Source organism: Methylomarinum sp. Ch1-1, assembly GCF_030717995.2.
Classification (GTDB): domain Bacteria; phylum Pseudomonadota; class Gammaproteobacteria; order Methylococcales; family Methylomonadaceae; genus Methylomarinum; species Methylomarinum roseum.
This window is the reverse complement of the sequence record NZ_CP157743.1, coordinates 3,672,807-3,690,676: the sequence shown is the minus strand read 5'-3', so window position 1 is coordinate 3,690,676 and position 17,870 is coordinate 3,672,807. Positions and strand designations below refer to the sequence as shown.

Sequence of the window (17,870 nt, the reverse complement as noted above, 5' to 3'; positions counted from 1 at the left end):
AAGGCTTGAGTAAAAATTAAGCGTTTTTTATGCCAATCATTAATAGTTCTTTAAAAAACAATGGGTAATAAATTCTATCTGGCGTGGTTTCTCGATGCGTCAAAAAAACGGCAATGCATTGCCGTCTTGCATCGACTAAAAAGGAAAGGTCGCGGAGATTTTTTGCCTCGCCGGGTGTCAAATTTAAATTTAAGATTCCTTTAAGTCGCAATTACGGATAATATCCACTTTTTTCAAGAGCTATTATTAAACTTTTCTTAACGAAGTGATGAAACGATATTCACGAATCCTATTTTTGTTGACCGCTTTGCTGGCATCTATTCCCGCTTTTGCAGAAGAGCAGGCTAATGAGCGCATTATCGCCGGCTGGCTGGAAATGGTGGTCCTGAGTCCCGGGCAGATACAACTTAAGGCTAAGCTGGATAGCGGCGCAAAAACGTCGTCGATACACGCTGAAAATATCGAGCGGTTCGAACGTGATGGTAAAACCTGGGTCCGTTTCGACTTGCCCAAGGGACGGAATAAAAATGAGGTGCAGCACAGCATCGAGAAGCCGTTGTTCAGAGAAGTGAAGATTAAACGGCATAAGCTGCCGCCGATGAAGAGATCGGTCGTGAAGTTGCCATTTTGCATCGATGGCTATCACTATACGGCTCAGTTTACGCTAGCTGATAGGGGGAATTTCAATTATCCGGTGCTGTTGGGAAGACGTTTCTTAAAGGGCAATATCTTGATCGATCCGGGGGAAACCTTTTTGCACAGTAACAAATATGACAGCAAACAATGTAGTCAGCCCAAGACTAGCCAAGCCAGTGATAATCGTTAACCTAACGATCATGAAGAAGTTTTCATCACTCCGGATACTGAAAGTGCAAAATTTAGGAGGAGGGGCAGTTACTCGTCTCCCCTTATCATCTTATACTTTCAAAGTAATCGGAAAGGGAAGGATAGCTTGAAGAATCTGCATGTAATACTGTTGGCCCTGACCTTAGTGATTATCAGTACAGCCTTATGTGTCTACAAGGTCGTCGAGCTGAAGTTGCCGTTGCTGCCGGCCGAGCAGGCCCATGTCTGGGCGGTAGAGGCGAGAGTCAGTTTTAAGCCGACAAAAGGTCCGGCAAAAGTGGATTTACGGCTGCCTAAGAAGCCTCAAAGTTACATGATTCTGGATGAAAATTTCATTTCCGGCAGTTATGGCATGACCTTGGAGGAAAGCGATGAAAACCGTGTCGTGAAATGGACGCTACGCAGACCGCGTGGCAATCAATTCCTGTATTATCGCATGCAGTTAATCGCCGACGAGATGCCGATTAGCGAACCGATCAATGTCCGCTATCCGCAAAAAAAAGCCTATCCGGAGATGATGCAGACGGCGGTCGATGCGCTGCTCGATGAAGTGCGCAGCAAATCGGCGGATACGCGTTCTTTCACTCATGAATTGTTATTGCGCCTGAACGAGAAGAATGCCAGCGACAATATATTGCTCTTGCGACAAGGGGCGGAGAAACCCGAGATGTGGGTTCAGCGCATCATCAGTATATTGGCGGGCGCGAGGATTCCAGCGCGACAAGCCAATATTTTGTTGTTAAAGGACGGCATCCGCCACGGCAAATTAACGCCGTGGCTACAGACCTATAATGGCACTGAATGGATGGCCTTCGATCCCTACAGCGGCGCATCAGGTTTTCCCGACGATTCATTGATCTGGTATATCGGTGATCAACCGTTGCTGACGGTGAAGAACGGCAGGGCCGGAAAAATAGAATTCTCGGTGCACAAACAGTTTCACGAGGCCGAATACATTGCCCGACAACGTTCCGATGTCAAGAATTCCAGCGTGATGGCTTTGTCGCTGTTTCAATTGCCGATACAAACTCAGAATGTCTATCGGGTTTTGTTGATGATGCCGTTGGGGGCATTATTGATAGTCGTGCTGCGCAATGTGATTGGGATCAAGAGTTTCGGGACTTTCATGCCAATATTGATCGCTTTGGCGTTTCGCGAAACCGAGTTGCTGTGGGGCCTGGTGTTATTCAGCATCCTGGTTGCATTGGGTCTGATGTTGCGTTTCTATCTGGAATATCTGCACTTGCTGCTGGTCCCGCGCCTGGCCTCGGTGTTAATCATCGTCGTCATTCTGATGGTATTGGTGAGCTTGTTGACCCATAAATTGGGCATAGAGCGAGGACTTTCGGTAGCGCTGTTTCCGATGGTCATTATCAGCATGACCATCGAGCGTATGTCGCTGGTGTGGGAGGAATTGGGACCCGCTGAAGCGCTGCAGCAGGGGATAGGCAGCCTATTCATCGCAAGCCTGGGTTATTTGCTGATGACGAATGCGGTACTGGAGCATATGATCTTCGTGTTTCCTGAAATGCTGTTGTTTCTATTGGCTATTACCCTGCTATTGGGCCGTTACACCGGTTATCGATTGACCGAATTGTGGCGTTTCCGGGCGCTATTGAAAGACTGATCATGGGCTGGAAAAAATATCTATTCCCGGGACGGAAGCTTCGCAGCTTCGGGCTGATGGGCATGAATCAGCGCAACGGGGATTATATTTCCCGCTATAACCGACGAAAATTTTACCCGCTGGTGGACGACAAGCTGTTGACCAAGCAATTGGCGATGGAGGCCGGCATTGCGGTGCCGGCATTATATGGGGTGATCGAAATCGAGCATCAGATCGGCAATCTTGCCAAGATCTTGGCCGATTATGACGACTTTGCTATCAAACCGGCCCACGGCAGTGGCGGCGAAGGCATACTGATTGTGAAGGGGCGCAGTAAACATCTCTACCGTAAGTTAAACGGGGTTCTGCTTAGCGAAAGAGAAATCGGTCATCATATTTCCAATATACTTAGCGGCATGTACAGTCTGGGAGGGCAGCCTGATAAGGCGCTGATTGAATATCGGGTGGAATTTTCCTCGCTGTTCGAACATGTCAGTTACCAGGGGGTGCCGGATATTCGCACGATCGTGTTCAAAGGCGTGCCGATCATGTCGATGCTCAGACTGCCGACCCGGCTTTCCGATGGCAAGGCTAATTTGCATCAGGGCGCTATCGGCGTCGGCATCAATTTGGCCAATGGCAGGACGCTGCAAGGAGTTTGGTGCGAGGAAATTGTTTATCATCACCCAGATACCGGCTATGCGATTGAAGGTATGGAAATACCGAATTGGGAGCAGATCATGCGGCTGGCGGCCGGATGTCAGGAGTTGGTTTCCCTTGATTATATCGGCGTCGATATCGTGCTAGATGCCGCGTTAGGGCCTTTGATGCTGGAAATCAATGCTCGCCCCGGCTTGAGCATACAAATCGCCAATCAGAAGGGCTTGTTGCCATTTCTGCGGCAAATAGAAGACGTCAAGAAGATGCCAGAGTCGGTGCTCGAGAGGGTGAGACTCGGACAAAAGCTGTATGAAGCATGATTAATGACGATCATCGCTGCTGTTGGAGTGCTCGACCGGATGAATCCGAAGGAGGGTGACGGGTGGCCACATTAACTTTTTTGGGCGGCGTCGGCCAGGTGACCGGCTCCTGTTACCTGCTAGAGACCGCATCCGGCCGTATCCTGCTGGAATGCGGCATATACCAGGGCGGGCGCGAGGCTGATAAGGTCGAAGGCGGAGCGGTGATCATCGCCGGCAGCGGCATGTGCACCGGCGGGCGAATTCGTCATCATCTGAAATACAATCTATGGCGTCGCAATGCCCATGTCGTGTTTGTCGGCTTTCAGGCGCAAGGAACACTCGGCCGGGAGTTGGTCGATGGTAGAAAGGATTTCAAAATCGTCGGTAGCGAAATTCGGGTGGAGGCCAGTATACACACCTTAGGAGGGTTCAGCGCTCATGCCGATCAGAGCCAGTTGCTGGCCTGGGCGATGGCCTTCGAATACCCCAGGCCTGAGCTGTATCTGGTGCACGGCGAGCCGGCGGCGGCAATGTCGTTAAAAACCAGTTTTCAACGTTCGGGCTGGCCGGCGACGATTCCGCAACCCGGCCAGCAGATTGATTTTTGACGATATCGCGTCCGGGCAGGGCAATGGCTTGTTAGAACAAGCCTAGTTGCACCTGGGCGACTTCGGACATCATGTCGCGCGACCAGGGCGGGTCCAGCACGATTTCAACATTAACCGAACTGACGCCGGGCAGGGCGCGGATCGATTTTTCCACATCGCTTTGAATGACCGGTCCCATGCCGCAACCCGGCGCGGTCAGCGTCATCATGATGTGCACGTCATTGCCGCCTTCTTCATTCGGGGTGACATTGCAATGGTAAACCAGTCCCAAATCGACGATATTGACCGGAATTTCCGGGTCATAGACGGTCTTCATCACTTCCCAGCAGTTTTTTTCGACCGCTTCCGGATCGGTTTCCGAAACCAGGGTATGCAGTTCGTGGGTTTCTTTGCCCAGGGCATCGGCGTCACTGTTGGCGATGCGAACCATGTGGCCGTGTTCGGTCACGACCGTATAGCTGGAGCCTAGGGCCTGATGTATGGTCACTTCATGGCCCTTGCTCAGCGTGCCGTGATTGCCGTCGGGGACGGTGATGATATTGACATCTCGGGTCAATGTAACTACTTCTCTTTCTGACATAAGAATTATCTACGTTGAAATGTTTGTGCATCAATGGTCTGGCCGTTAAGACCCAGACTGTCGTCAGTAAATAAATACTGATAGACCTCATCCAGCGAATTCATCGCCGCCAGCCGGCTCTTATCCTCGGCCGGATAGAGTTTTTTGCGCAGCGGAGAATCGATGGGGCCGGGAACCAAAGTATTGACGCGGATTTTTTGTCCGGCTTCCACTTCTTCGGCGAGAATTTTGGCAAAGCCTTCCAAGGCGATCTTGGAGACACCGTAAGCGGCGCTGTAGGCGCGCGCATTTCTGGCCGAGGAATCGGAGGTAAAGACGATGGAGGCGTGCTGACTTTTCTGCAGCACCGGCAACAATACCCGTGTCAATAAAAAAGGCGCATTCAAGTTGACGTTCAGGGTATGGCCCCATTCCTGAGTCCTGATGTTGGCGACCGGGCTGTAGGCGCTCAGATCCACCGCCGAATGCAGCAAACCTTGCAGTGAACCGTATTGCCGATCGACCACATCGGCCAGTTCCTGGTAGTCATTTTCATTGGCGCCGGCCAAGTCAAACGGGTACATGGTCGGTTCCGGACCGCCATGCTCGACGATGGCGTCGTAAACCTTCTCCATCTTGGCAATATTCTTGTCCAGCAGGATAATGTGCGCCCCCTGTTTGGCCAGCGCAATGGCCGCGGTGCCGCCCAGGCCGCCACCGGCGCCGGTAATGAGTATGACTTGATCGTTTAATAACATGCTGATGATTGAATCCAGGAAGTCAGTTGTTCGGGGGATGAAATTAAACCGTCGGCGCCCCATGCGTCCGGCTGATCATCATTTTTTAAATATCCGTATAACGCAGCCAGCGTTTTCATGTTGGCGCACTTGCCGGCGGTAATGTCATGTGCGGCGTCACCGATATAGACACAGTTTTCCGGTTTCACGTTGGCCTGTCGGCAGGCAGCCAGCATCGGTTCGGGGTGGGGTTTGCTGTTGGCTGTGGTGTCGCCGCTGACGATGCAGGCGGCCCGCTCGGTCAGCTTCAACGCCGTCATCAAGGGCAGCGTGAAGCGTTCCCGTTTGTTGGTGACCACGCCCCATTTCAGGCCCTGATTTTCGATGAAACTGAGAGCTTCGGGCATGCCGGCAAAGAACCGGCTGTGGGCCACTAGATTGTTTTGATAATCGTTCAACATATCGGTCAGCATCTGCTTCTGCAAATCCTCGCCGGCCCCCTTGGTGGCCCACGCTATCATCGCTGCGGCGCCATAGGAAATATAGGCCCTGATCTGTTCGACCTCGAAGCTGGGGTAGCCGTGTTTGCCGATGGCTCGGTTCAGACAGGCGACCAGGTCGGGCGCCGTATCGACCAGGGTGCCGTCCAGGTCAAATAACACGCAGGCCAGTTTAAATTTACCGTTCATGCTTATTTTTCAGGGCGTTTGAAAGCGGCGATGTAATTGACGTCGATATCTTTACCCAGATAGAAGCGTTTGCTGAACGGATTATATTCGATGCCGACCAAGGACTGCAGCTCGAGGCCGGCATCCCTGGCCGACTGACTCAGTTCGGAAGGTTTGATAAAGGTTTTGTAGTCATGCGTTCCCTTAGGCACCATCTTCAGTAAGTATTCGGCGGCGACGATGGCCAGCAGGTAGGCTTTCGGAACGCGATTCAACGTGGAGAAAAAAACCATGCCGCCTGGCTTGACCAGCTTGGCGCAGGCGCCGATGATGGAGCCGGGATCGGGAACATGCTCCAGCATTTCCATGCAGGTGACGTGATCGAAGCCGGCCGGTTGTTGCTCGGCTAGCGCTTCCACGCTGATTTTCTGGTAACGGGCTTTGACGCCGGATTCCAGGCTATGCAGGTCGGCGATATCGATCAGTTCTTCACTGAGGTCGATGCCGAGCGCATCGGCGCCCAGTTTGGCCAGGCCTTCGGTCAGGATGCCGCCGCCGCAACCGACGTCGACAATCTTCTTGCCCGCTAATTCGGCATGCTCCTGAATGAAACGCAGGCGCAATGGATTAACATCGTGCAGGGTTTTGAATTCACCCTGTGGATCCCACCAACGCTCGGCTTGGGAGCCAAATTTGTGAATTTCATGGGCGTGTACGTTTTCTGTCACTGTCATCGTGTTGATTCCGTTGAATTGGATATAGTGTACTATATTACTAGGTTATTAGTCATTTGTTGTCATCGGCATACAGACGTTCCCGCCAAATGCCGATTCTTTCGTGTAAATCGCTCAGATTGATCGTGGTCAGCTGGCGTTGTTTCAGCAACTGCCTGCCGCCCACCCAGACATCGGTGACCTGGTTGCGGCTCGCCGAATAAACAATCTGCGACAGCGGGTGATATAGAGGCTGGGTTTCCACCTCGGAAAATTCGATCGCCACCACGTCGGCCGCCTTACCGATCGTCAACGAGCCGGTTTGCTGGTCGATGCCCAAGGCTTTGGCGCCGTTGAGGGTCGCCATTTGCAGCGCGGTCATTGCCGGCACTGCGGAAGCGTCGCCGCTGACGCCTTTGCCCAACAGGGCGGCGCTGCGCATTTCCGCCAGCATATCCAGGTCATTATTGCTGGCGGCGCCGTCCGTGCCCAAGGCGACATTGATGCCTGCGTTCAGGCACTGCGCCACCGGGCAGAAGCCGCTGGCCAGCTTGAGGTTGGATTCAGGGCAATGAACGATGTGGCCGCCGGTTCTGGCGTAATCATCGATTTCGGCGTCGGAGAGCTGAGTCATGTGCACCGCGATGAAGGCAGGCGACAGCAAGCCGAGTTCATCCAGGCGCTGTAGAGGCGTTTGTCCGGTTTTTTGGCGTTGCTCGTCGACCTCGTGGCGGGTTTCATGCACATGCATATGCACGGGCAGGTCGAGCTCATCGGCCAGCATGCGGATCTTGCTCAATGGTTCATCGGAAATCGTATACGGCGCATGGGGGGCGAAGGGCGTGGTGATCAACGGCTCATGCCTTAGTCGTTCATGCAAGGCCAGGCCTTTTTCCAGATAAGCGTCGCTATCTTCGGCCCAGGCCGAGGGAAAATCTATCGCGATCAGGCCGATGCCGGCGCGAATGCCGTGTTTTATGGCCTGATGGGCAGTGATTTCCGGAAAAAAATACATATCATTGAAACAAGTCGTGCCGCCGCGTATCATTTCGGCGATGGCGAGATCGGTGCCGTCTCTGACAAAGGCCTCGCCGACCCATTTCTGTTCCAGTGGCCAGATATGCTTTTGCAGCCACTCCATCAACGGTAAATCATCGGCGATGCCGCGCAACAGCGTCATGCTGGCATGGGTGTGGCAATTGATCAGGCCCGGAATCAGCGCATGATTATGCAGCTCTCTCAAGGTGTGGGCTTGGTATTGATGTCTTGCCGTATGCTGCGGTAACAGATCGATGATTTTGCCGTCGTTGACGATCAAGCTGTGGTTTTCATGGATTACGGATTCCGGCTCAACGGGTATAATCCACCGGGCTTCGATAATGAGATCAACTTGCATAATTTCTTCCTGAATTAAGATGGACGGAATTATACTTCGAATGACCTCGTTTGCGGATTTTCTGCAAAGCTATTTCGTGCTGAAGCAAGGTTTAAAAATGTGGGTAGGGTGTGCTGACGATAGGAAGCGCACCGATTTTTGATGCGTTTCACGCAGTTCAGCACATCCGAAGGCAAGACGGTGCTTTGCATAGGAGCGCCGACCTCGGCGCGAAAAGAACCATTCGGCCCGAGGGCGGGCCGCCTACGGGTAGACTTTGGCGGAGCCGCGGCGCTTGCTCCGCCCTACGGTGCGGGTAGGGTGTGCTGACGATAGGAAGCGCACCGTGTGTTGATGCGCTTCACGCTGCTCAGCACATCACAAATGTTCGGAGCGGGTTAAATAACCCGCCCCGCCCAGAGGGATGAGGCGATATTAACCAATGTGTTGGTTCAGGTATTTTTTAATGAGGGAGCCCTGAATAGGGTGATGGCAACCCTTGAGTAACAATGAAAACGTTCGGAGCATGGTTTGCTCGTGCGTATCAGTATTAATATAAGTTTCTTAAGTCATGAATGTGAAAAATGAAATCGGTGTACAGGCGCTGAAATGGACGGGAAGTAGTTTGCAGGTATTGGATCAGCGTCTGCTGCCCGAACAAGTCAGTTATCACGAATATCGCGATGCCGGCGGCATCGCCGAAGCGATCAAGGTCATGCAGGTCAGGGGGGCTCCAGCGATCGGCATTGCCGCCGCTTATGCCGTGGCGTTATCGGTGATGCGCCACTGCCAGGATGGTGCGGCCGATTGGCGCGTGGAGGTCGAGCATGATTTCGAGGCGTTAGCGGCTTCCCGACCGACGGCGGTCAATTTGTTCTGGGCATTGGATAAAATGCGGCAAGCCCTGGATTACGAAAATGTCGATCCGGTTGCCTCCGCGGTAGCCACCGCCGAGCAGATTCATGATGATGACTTGGAAGGTAATCTGCGTATGGGGGAGCTAGGCGCAGAGGTGTTAGGCGATGCTAATAGCGTGATGACGCATTGCAATGCCGGGGCATTGGCGACCGGCGGCTATGGCACCGCCTTGGGGGTGATTAGAAGCGCCCATAGACGTGGTTTGAAACGCGTTTACGCCTGTGAAACCCGCCCTTGGCTGCAGGGTGCGCGCTTGACCGTCTGGGAGCTGGCGCAGGATGGCATTGAAGCGACGCTAATTGCCGATTCGGCGGCAGCCTGGCTGATGAAAAATGGCAAGCTGGACTGGGTCGTGGTCGGGGCCGACCGAATTGCCGCTAACGGCGATGTGGCCAATAAAATAGGCACTTATTCGCTGGCGGTGCTGGCCAAGCAGCATGGCGTCAAGATGATGGTGGTCGCCCCGATGTCGACGATCGATTTTGCCATCGAAACAGGCGACGGTATCGAAATAGAACAACGCAATCAGGCAGAATTGTTGCCGGATTGTTATTTGAGGGAGGATTCTCTGGTGCATGCCTGGAATCCTGTTTTTGATGTGACGCCGGCGGAACTGATCACGGCAATCGTGACAGAGCGGGGTGTCGTGATGAACCCGGCGCAACAAGGCGGGGTGAGGAGTTTAAAAACATGATGAAGCTGGCCGATAAAGGCAAAAATCCACTGAATGCGATCAATTGCCTGTTCAAAGGATTCACATTCTTGCCGCGCAAAGAATTGCGCAAATATTTATTGATGCCGTTGTTGATCAATATTGTGCTATACAGCGCGGTGTTGGTTTTGGGTTATTACTACCTGTCGGATCTGATCGACCATTTCATCCCCGGCTGGCTGTCCTGGCTGGAATGGTTGTTATGGCCGCTGTTTTTTGTCAGCTTCTTGATTACCGGTTTTTTCACCTTCACAGTGCTGGCCAACCTGATTGCCGCGCCGTTTTACAATCGGCTGTCGGCGAAAACCGTCGAGCTGTTGTCGGGACAAGCGTCGGACGCGGTCGAGCCGCCGCTGATGAAGGTTATGTCGGCAGAACTTAAACGCGCAGGCTATATGGTGAGTCGGATGATTCCATTGTTGATCTTGTTCATCATACCGGTGGTCAATGTGATCGCGCCGATCGTCTGGGCTTTGTTCGGAGCCTGGAGCATGGCGCTGGAATTCATGGCTTATCCGCTGGAAAATCGGGGACTGTTGTTTGCCGAACAAAAGCAAATGTTGAAAGATGTTGGGGTTGCCGGGCTGAGTTTTGGCGGCTTGACGGTCATGGGATTATCGGTGCCGCTGTTTAATCTGATCGTTTCTCCGGCCGCGGTGATCGGCGCGACTGTCTATGTCCATGAATATTTAGACCAGGAATAATGAAATAAATGCCTGGACAAAATGGCGGTTTTTGACTAGCTTAAAGCCATCATTATTTAAATATGGGACGTTTATATGAAGTTTTTAAAAGTGATTTTTCTGGCCGGTGCAATGCTGTCATCAAGCGCGAGTTTTGCGGAACAGGACAGGGAGGCCGATGGCTATGATGTGATGTTGGATGCCGTCATCGTCAGACCGTTATCGTTCGTTGGTCTGGTGACTGGTTCCGCATTGTTCGTCGGTTTAAGCCCGTTGACTGCGATCGCCTCGATCCCGGCGCCACATGATGCCTTTGAATTGTTGGCCGACACCATCGTGGTGAAGCCGGCCAAATATACTTTCGTCAGGCCCGTGGGCGATTATGACTACAATGAAGGCTTGAATTAACACCCGATCCTGGCGGCATGCCGCCAAGGTCGGGGATCTCTTAATCGACCAGCTTCCAGTTCAGCGTTTCTTGCGCCTTCAGTGGCGTGATGCGGAAATCATCGTGTCCGTAATAAGCCGGCACCCGCCATGTGTTTTTTTGCAAGGTGACCGTTTTACTGTTTCTGGGTAGGCGGTAGAAATCCGCGCCATGGAAGCTGGCGAACCCCTCCAACTTGTCTAGCGCATTTTCTCGTTCGAAGACTTCGGCATAAAGCTCCAAGGCGGCGTGGGCGCTATAGCAGCCAGCGCAGCCGCAGGCATTTTCCTTCAAATGGGTCGGATGCGGGGCGCTGTCGGTGCCGAGAAAAAATTTCGGATTGCCGCTGGTGGCCGCTTTGACCAAGGCCTGGCGATGATGTTCTCGTTTCAGTATCGGCAGACAGTAATGGTGCGGGCGTAGCCCCCCGGCCAGCATTGCGTTGCGGTTGAACATCAAGTGTTGCGGGGTGATCGTCGCGGCGACCCGGTTGGAGGCTGTTTCCACGAATTTCACCGCCTCCTCAGTGGTTAAATGCTCCACGACGATCCGCAAGTCTGGAAATCGTTGTACGATACGGCTTAGCTTTTGCTCCAGAAAGATTTTTTCCCGATCGAAGATGTCATAACGTTCCTCCGTCACTTCTCCGTGAATCAATAACGGCAACTGATGTTTTTCCATCTGCTCCAGCGTCGGAAAAATATGCTCTAAATTCGATACGCCCGAATCGGAATTGGTCGTGGCCCCGGCCGGATACAATTTAAAGGCGTAAACATGTTCCGATTCGGCCGCTTTTTTGACCTCCGTGGCCGTAGTGTTGTCGGTCAGGTAAAGCGTCATCAATGGCTTGAATGTGCTGCCCGCCGGCAGCGCCGCTAATATTTCCTGCCGATAAGTCAGGGCTTCGTTGACGTTGGTCACCGGCGGTTTCAGGTTGGGCATGATGATGGCCCGACCAAATTGTCGCGCGCTATGAGCGATAACCGTTTTTAAAATCGCCCCGTTTCTGACATGCAAATGCCAGTCATCCGGCTGAGTGAACGTTATTTTATCCATTCTGTCGCGTTTTCTATTAAAATAACCTCGTTATTCTATAGTAGGGACTTGAAAAAACAAATTATGTCCTTATTAACAGATTTGTTTGTATTTTTTCGGAGAGGCACATGCCAATTTATGAATATCAATGTGATGCTTGTGGTCACGCGCATGAAGCGTTGCAAAAATTAAGCGATGCACCGTTAATGATTTGCCCGGCCTGCAATGAGCCGGAATTGAAAAAGAAAATATCGGCGGCGGGCTTCAGGCTGAAAGGCAGCGGTTGGTATGAAACCGACTTCAAAAGCGGCGCCAAGAAAAACATTGCCGGAGAGAGTTCAACGCCCGCCAAGTCAGGCGGTAGCTGCTGTTCGGGCGGGACTTGCTCCAGCCACTAACCTTGCAGCGATGGCGATAAACACGTAATATCGACAACTTTTTTTGAGTAAACAGAGAACAGAGTATGCGTACCCACAAGTGCGGAGAATTAAATACAAAACATTTAGGTGAAGAGGTTTCATTATGCGGCTGGGTACATCGTCGCAGGGATCATGGCGGCGTGATTTTTATCGATTTGCGCGATCGCACCGGCTTGACGCAGGTGGTTTTTGATCCCGATTCACCCGACACGTTCGCAATCGCCGAAAGTGTCCGCAGCGAATATGTTCTCCGTGTCGAAGGGGTGGTCAGACCACGCCCAGAAGGAACGATCAATAAAAATATGGAAACCGGCGAAATCGAAGTGCTGGTAAAGCAGGTCGAGGTGTTAAACGAGTCCGAAACGCCGCCGTTTCCGCTGGAAAGTGAAATCGACGTCAACGAAGAAACGCGGCTGCGCTATCGGTATATCGACCTGCGTCGCGCCGACATGCAGAAAAAAATGCGTGTGCGTCGTGATGTCACCCGTCATTTACGTCATTTCCTCGATGAGCATGAGTTTTATGAAATCGAAACGCCTTATTTGACCAAGGCGACGCCGGAAGGCGCTCGCGATTACATCGTGCCGAGTAGAACTCATGAAAATGCCTTCTTCGCCTTGCCGCAATCGCCGCAATTGTACAAACAGCTGCTGATGATTTCTGGCATGGATCGTTATTATCAGGTGGTGCGTTGTTTCCGTGACGAAGATCTGCGCGCCGACAGACAGCCGGAGTTTACCCAGCTGGATATCGAAACATCGTTCATGAACGAAGATCAGATCATGGAATTGATGGAGGAGATGATTCGAGGCCTGTTCGCGGAGATCCTGGATGTTAAGTTGGATGACAAATTTCCGGTGATGACTTATCAGGAAGCGATGAACCGCTATGGTTCGGATCGTCCCGATCTCAGAATTCCGCTGGAATTGGTCGATATCGCCGACGAAATGATGGAGGTCGATTTCAAGGTGTTCTCGGGACCGGCCAAAGACCCGAATGGCCGGGTGGTCGCGATGCGGGTGCCGAATGGCAGCGAAATGAGCCGTAAGGAAATCGACGACCTGACCAAATACGTCTCCATCTATGGCGCCAAGGGTTTGGCCTATATCAAAGTCAACGACCGCGATGCCGGAGTCGAAGGCCTGCAGTCGCCGATCGTCAAATTCGCCCCGGATGAAGTCTGGGAAAAAGTGTTGACTAAAACAGGCGCACAGACGGGCGATCTGATTTTCTTCGGCGCCGATAAAACCCATGTCGTCAACGAATCGATGGGGGCATTGCGGGTCAAGCTCGGCATAGACCGGAATCTATTGGAAGGTAAATGGAAGCCGTTGTGGGTGGTTGACTTCCCGATGTTCGAATGGGACGACAAAAGCCAGCGTTGGAACGCCATTCACCATCCGTTCACCGCGCCCAGCTGCACCATTGAAGAATTGGAAGCGAATCCAGGCGCCGCCTTGTCGCGCGCCTACGACCTGGTGTTGAACGGACTGGAAGTGGGCGGCGGCTCGATTCGTATCAACCGCACGACCATGCAGCATAAGGTGTTCAGAATTCTCGGCATCGACGAACAAGAAGCGCGAGAAAAATTCGGCTTCCTGTTGGATGCGCTGAAGTACGGATGTCCTCCGCATGGCGGCGTCGCCTTCGGCTTGGATCGTCTGGTCATGTTGATGACCGGCGCCACATCGATCCGCGATGTAATCGCTTTCCCGAAAACGCAGACCGCGGCATGTCCGTTGATCGATGCGCCGGCGATGGTCAACGATGCTCAGTTGAGGGAACTGGGGATCCGGTTGCGTAAGAAAGCGGTCAAGGAAGAACCCAAAAACAGCTAATCACGCTGTTCGTCACGGCAAGCGGCCACGGCCTCGATAGCGAGACTGTGGCCTTTTTGATGACAATGCCGCCTTTGGGGAATAAATCGCCGCATTGCTTGTCATACCTTAAACGCTCTCCATCAACAATGCTGCGTATAGCGGCGGGAATCGTCCTTAAATAGCATTGTTTTAGCGTTTATTCTATTGATTTATAGGGTCGTTAACCTTCCGGTTGCTAAGCTGAACGGTATAAGATGCTGGTTTTTCAGGCAATGCCAAACCGTGACACGTTAATGACCATTTTAATTTATTGGCAGGTCCGAAATGAATTCAACTACAACAATACCGATACAAAATTATGCCTTACTTGATGACGCTGAGTGCGAGGCGCGCATTGTCGCGGCCAAGGAAAAATTGGGTAGTCGTTGTATCGTACTAGGACACCATTATCAGCGTAATGAAGTCTTTAAGCATGCCGATATCACCGGCGACTCATTGAAGCTATCCCGGGAAGCCGCTCAGTCCGATGCCGAATATATCGTCTTTTGCGGTGTCCATTTCATGGCGGAAGTCGCCGATATCCTGTCCCGTCCAGAACAGATCGCCATCTTGCCGGATATGGCGGCGGGTTGTTCGATGGCCGACATGGCCAATCAGGTCAAGGTGCAAAAATGTTGGGATGAGCTGGCTCGGGTGATCGATGTCGAAAATGTGGTCACGCCGGTCACTTATATTAATTCGGCGGCCGATCTGAAGGCGTTTTGCGGCAAGCATGACGGAATCGTCTGCACCTCGTCGAATGCCGAGAAAATTCTTAACTGGAGTTTCGCCAGAAAGGAAAAAGTGTTGTTTTTCCCGGACCAGCATCTGGGCAGGAATACCGGCTACAGCATGGGAATTCCGCTGGAACAGATGGTGACCTGGGATTTCACCCAGCCTCTGGGCGGTTTGACTGAGCAGCAAATTCGCGACGCCAAAATCATTCTTTGGAAGGGTTATTGCTCCGTGCATCAGGCGTTCAAACCCGAACATATCGATGAATTCAAGAAAAAATATCCGGAAACCAAGGTCATCTCCCATCCGGAAGCCTGTTTCGAAGTGTGTCAAAAATCGGATTACATCGGTTCGACGGAAAATATCTTGAAAATCGTCCGCGAAGCCGAACCGAACACGCGTTGGCTGGTTGCGACCGAGCTGAATCTGGTCAATCGTCTGCATGAGGAATGTCAGGCTGAGGGCAAGAACGTCCATTTCATGGCGCCTACCTTGAGCATGTGTTCGACGATGTTCAGAACCGACTCCCAACATCTGGCCTGGGTGCTGGAAAATCTGGTGGAGGGTCATGTCGTCAATCAAATTTCCGTGCCTGCGGAAGAGGCCGCCTTGGCTAAAAAGGCACTGGATAACATGCTACAGGCGAGCTAGTCGTCACGATTTCTGGCATGTGCAAATCCGATCCCATCCAGGCTTTCTTGAAGACCTGTAAGGAACTCAACGCATTTTGCAGTCAGAACGGTTGGATCATCGATGATTCAATCCGTTATGAAATTTTGCAACGACAAGAAGAAAGCCTACTGATTTACGTCACTTTCCTGGAGAGCATCATGGAGGGCTCCGGGTGTCAGTGTGATCAGAAGTCCTGCTACGGACGGTTAATGCTTACGCTCGATGATCAAGGTGAAGTCATCTCCGCCGAGATCGTTTGAGCATACGCTCTCTTCAAACCGAAGAAGGCAGGCCTTACATTTGACATTTTTCCGGTAAATAAACATGAGTCAATGTTGATTTGAATTGAGTCTGATCCCGTGCGATCCTTGGCAATTGGCAATCAAGTGGCTCCACGATGAACCTGCAGCAAGGCTAAACAAATGGTCCCATCCAAACAGAATACCGGCAAGTTCAGCATACGTAAGGCGACGGAGACCGACTTGCCTGTGCTTGTCGATTTCCTGGCCAAGCTGGCACTTCACGTCGCGGGAGCACCCCCGCACACGCTCAAGATAGAAGAGCGGGAACGACTTATGGATGCACTGCGCTCGTCCCTTTCAGATCCAGACAAGCTGATCGTTGTGGCAGAATCGACCAGTACCCGGCTGGTGGGTATGGGCTATTTGTATGCGTGGCGTAATCAGGGTATTTGGGAGCAGGCGGGAGATGTTGAATTAAAGTCTGGAATCATTGATGATGTTTGGGTAGAGCCGGATTTTCGCAAGATCGGCGTTTTCAGTGCGATACTCCGGGAGCTGGTGGCATTCGCGGAAAGTCACGATATCGATGAACTGGTTCTCGAATACGCCGTTTCCAATCAAGAAGCGGCAGCCACCTGGACCCGGCTCGGATTCAAACCAACCGGGGTCCGTGCTGCCGCCTTTACAACAAATGTGCGGAATGCCCTGGCAAAGCGGCAAAGAATTCGTAACCTGCAATCAGGCAGTATCGAACAGCCAAAGGGGAATTGAGTGATAGGCGATCGGAAGGTCAATGTCTTTTTTGACGAAGTGATGCTGGGCCATGACCCGCAGGTGGATCTCCCCTTTATACCCAGCCGGGTGGAAAAACGTGTGAGGACCGTCCTGCAGGCTCTGGATTTCAAGTGGAGCTACCCCGAACACCCCGGGCGGCTGACGGCTATCAAAAAGTATCTGGATGAAAATCCGGTTCCGGGCGTACACTTTACGTCAGGTCCCAGCGCTACATACGAACAACTAAGCCGCGTCCATACCACGTCCTACCTGGACGATATTTTCTCACTGGCAGGCAAACGTGTCTGGCTGGACAGGGATACCACGGCTGTCTCACCCGACAGTATCCAGGCGGCCACTGCGGCGGCCGGTAACGCTATCGCGGCAGTGGAAAGTGTCATCAACAAACAATCACAAAGTGCATTCGCCCTGGTTCGGCCGCCGGGTCATCACGCCGAGCCGGTTAGGGCTCGAGGTTTTTGTCTGTTGAATAACGTCGCCGTGGCGGCAGCCCATGCCCAGGCGAAACTGGGTTGCGAGCGTATCCTGATCGTGGACTGGGATGCACACCATGGTAATGGTACCCAGGGCATATTCTGGGCGGATGCCGATGTACTGTTCTTTGATACCCATTGCGCCGCGCCCTTCTATCCCGGTTCCGGCCATCTGCACGAAGTGGGTGCCGGCTTCGGCGAGGGCTATACCATTAACGTGCCGTTACCTGAAACCGCCGGTGACATCGCTTTTGAAAAGGCTTTTCGTGAGATATTGCTGCCCGCCGCCGAATATTTTGAACCCGACCTGGTTCTGGTTTCGGCCGGCTTCGATCCGCATCACAATGATATGGCAATGAACCTGAGCTATGACGGATTCAAGGTCCTCACAAGTATCGTTCAGGGTATCGCCGACCAGTACTGTGATGGCAGACTCGTGCTTGTGCTCGAAGGCGGCTACAATCTGACGTCGCTTTCCCGGGGGGGGCATGCTGTGCTGGAAGTGCTGGCCGGTGGCGATGCACCAGAACTGCAAGAGTGCGGCGTGAAGGAAGTGACAGAAGCTGCGGAATTCCATCGCTCGGCATTTACCAGAGATGAATAAAAGCGGCAGCGTAGGCGTTAATACTGCTCAGGCAACCTTGTCGGCCATATCATGCAGAGAACAGAGGGTTATACGGATCCAAAGGTGTCTGGATCCAAAAGGGTTTCAAAGGTGTCTGACCCTTTTGGGTTTTTGTCCAACGAAAGCTGCTTACCGGCACCAGTCGTTTTACCGATCAGATAGAAAAAATTATTGGAATGGGGATCGAGAGCAGGGGGAAGG

At 52.4% G+C, this 17,870-nt stretch carries 19 protein-coding genes; 13 read left to right on the top strand and 6 right to left on the bottom strand.

Features of this window, described 5'->3' with window-relative positions; translation table 11 throughout:
* Window positions 1-268 precede the first annotated feature (268 nt).
* From Q9L42_RS16880 to Q9L42_RS16865, 4 genes are all read left to right on the top strand, one after another.
* Entirely contained in the window at window positions 269-826 is a 558-nt protein-coding gene (locus Q9L42_RS16880; RefSeq protein ID WP_349431468.1) for an ATP-dependent zinc protease family protein, read from the top strand.
* Between the two features lie 126 nt (window positions 827-952).
* Window positions 953-2,473 carry an inactive transglutaminase family protein gene (locus Q9L42_RS16875; protein ID WP_349431467.1) on the top strand — a complete coding sequence of 507 codons (1,521 nt, stop codon included), beginning with the start codon at window positions 953-955 and terminating at the stop codon, window positions 2,471-2,473.
* A gap of 2 nt (window positions 2,474-2,475) precedes the next feature.
* Window positions 2,476-3,432 (top strand): alpha-L-glutamate ligase-like protein, encoded by a 957-nt coding sequence (locus Q9L42_RS16870; RefSeq protein ID WP_349431466.1) that lies wholly within the window; start codon window positions 2,476-2,478, stop codon window positions 3,430-3,432.
* 62 nt (window positions 3,433-3,494) lie between these two features.
* Window positions 3,495-4,022, top strand: coding sequence for an MBL fold metallo-hydrolase RNA specificity domain-containing protein (locus Q9L42_RS16865; protein ID WP_349431465.1), 528 nt, complete (start codon window positions 3,495-3,497; stop codon window positions 4,020-4,022).
* A 31-nt stretch (window positions 4,023-4,053) separates the two neighbouring features.
* Here Q9L42_RS16865 and sufT read toward each other — a convergent pair whose 3' ends face one another.
* From sufT to Q9L42_RS16840, 5 genes are read right to left on the bottom strand one after another with little or no spacing between them, the layout of a single operon-like run.
* Window positions 4,054-4,602 (bottom strand): putative Fe-S cluster assembly protein SufT, encoded by a 549-nt coding sequence (gene sufT, locus Q9L42_RS16860; protein ID WP_305907266.1) that lies wholly within the window; start codon window positions 4,600-4,602, stop codon window positions 4,054-4,056.
* A gap of 5 nt (window positions 4,603-4,607) precedes the next feature.
* A complete protein-coding gene (locus Q9L42_RS16855; RefSeq protein ID WP_305907267.1) occupies window positions 4,608-5,339 on the bottom strand; it encodes an SDR family NAD(P)-dependent oxidoreductase in 732 nt (243 codons plus the stop codon).
* Entirely contained in the window at window positions 5,330-6,007 is a 678-nt protein-coding gene (locus Q9L42_RS16850) for an HAD family hydrolase (RefSeq protein WP_305907268.1), read from the bottom strand. Before Q9L42_RS16850 ends, Q9L42_RS16855 begins: the two co-directional genes overlap by 10 nt.
* A 2-nt stretch (window positions 6,008-6,009) precedes the next feature.
* On the bottom strand, window positions 6,010-6,720 hold the full coding sequence (gene ubiG, locus Q9L42_RS16845; RefSeq protein ID WP_349431464.1) for a bifunctional 2-polyprenyl-6-hydroxyphenol methylase/3-demethylubiquinol 3-O-methyltransferase UbiG: 711 nt from the start codon (window positions 6,718-6,720) through the stop codon (window positions 6,010-6,012).
* A 52-nt stretch (window positions 6,721-6,772) separates the two neighbouring features.
* Window positions 6,773-8,095 (bottom strand): TRZ/ATZ family hydrolase, encoded by a 1,323-nt coding sequence (locus tag Q9L42_RS16840; RefSeq protein ID WP_305907269.1) that lies wholly within the window; start codon window positions 8,093-8,095, stop codon window positions 6,773-6,775.
* Window positions 8,096-8,645: 550 nt separating this feature from the next.
* Between Q9L42_RS16840 and mtnA the strand changes: the two genes are divergently transcribed.
* From mtnA to Q9L42_RS16825, 3 genes are all read left to right on the top strand, one after another.
* Window positions 8,646-9,686, top strand: coding sequence for an S-methyl-5-thioribose-1-phosphate isomerase (gene mtnA, locus Q9L42_RS16835; protein ID WP_349431463.1), 1,041 nt, complete (start codon window positions 8,646-8,648; stop codon window positions 9,684-9,686).
* On the top strand, window positions 9,683-10,408 hold the full coding sequence (gene cysZ / locus Q9L42_RS16830; RefSeq protein WP_349431462.1) for a sulfate transporter CysZ: 726 nt from the start codon (window positions 9,683-9,685) through the stop codon (window positions 10,406-10,408). Before mtnA ends, cysZ begins: the two co-directional genes overlap by 4 nt.
* Window positions 10,409-10,483: 75 nt before the next feature.
* Complete coding sequence (locus Q9L42_RS16825; RefSeq protein WP_305907270.1) at window positions 10,484-10,795, top strand: hypothetical protein; 312 nt, start codon at window positions 10,484-10,486, stop codon at window positions 10,793-10,795.
* 40 nt (window positions 10,796-10,835) lie between these two features.
* On the opposite strand, the gene pyrC is transcribed toward Q9L42_RS16825, so the two are convergent.
* Window positions 10,836-11,870 carry a dihydroorotase gene (gene pyrC, locus Q9L42_RS16820; protein ID WP_349431461.1) on the bottom strand — a complete coding sequence of 345 codons (1,035 nt, stop codon included), beginning with the start codon at window positions 11,868-11,870 and terminating at the stop codon, window positions 10,836-10,838.
* A 107-nt stretch (window positions 11,871-11,977) separates the two neighbouring features.
* Here pyrC and Q9L42_RS16815 point away from each other — a divergent pair, with 107 nt between their 5' ends.
* The 6 genes from Q9L42_RS16815 (at window position 11,978) to Q9L42_RS16790 (ending at window position 17,648) form a co-directional block, all read left to right on the top strand.
* Window positions 11,978-12,247, top strand: a complete 270-nt coding sequence (locus Q9L42_RS16815) for an FmdB family zinc ribbon protein (RefSeq protein WP_305907271.1) — start codon at window positions 11,978-11,980, stop codon at window positions 12,245-12,247.
* A gap of 65 nt (window positions 12,248-12,312) precedes the next feature.
* The gene (aspS, locus tag Q9L42_RS16810) at window positions 12,313-14,106 is read left to right on the top strand and encodes an aspartate--tRNA ligase (protein ID WP_305907272.1); all 1,794 of its coding nucleotides are present in this window, start codon (window positions 12,313-12,315) and stop codon (window positions 14,104-14,106) included.
* A 306-nt stretch (window positions 14,107-14,412) separates the two neighbouring features.
* Window positions 14,413-15,513, top strand: a complete 1,101-nt coding sequence (nadA, locus tag Q9L42_RS16805; protein WP_305907273.1) for a quinolinate synthase NadA — start codon at window positions 14,413-14,415, stop codon at window positions 15,511-15,513.
* Window positions 15,514-15,530: 17 nt separating this feature from the next.
* Window positions 15,531-15,794 (top strand): hypothetical protein, encoded by a 264-nt coding sequence (locus Q9L42_RS16800; protein ID WP_305907274.1) that lies wholly within the window; start codon window positions 15,531-15,533, stop codon window positions 15,792-15,794.
* A 162-nt stretch (window positions 15,795-15,956) separates the two neighbouring features.
* On the top strand, window positions 15,957-16,547 hold the full coding sequence (locus Q9L42_RS16795; protein ID WP_305907275.1) for a GNAT family N-acetyltransferase: 591 nt from the start codon (window positions 15,957-15,959) through the stop codon (window positions 16,545-16,547).
* Window positions 16,548-17,648, top strand: coding sequence for a histone deacetylase family protein (locus Q9L42_RS16790; RefSeq protein ID WP_349431460.1), 1,101 nt, complete (start codon window positions 16,548-16,550; stop codon window positions 17,646-17,648).
* The last annotated feature ends 222 nt before the right edge of the window (window positions 17,649-17,870 follow it).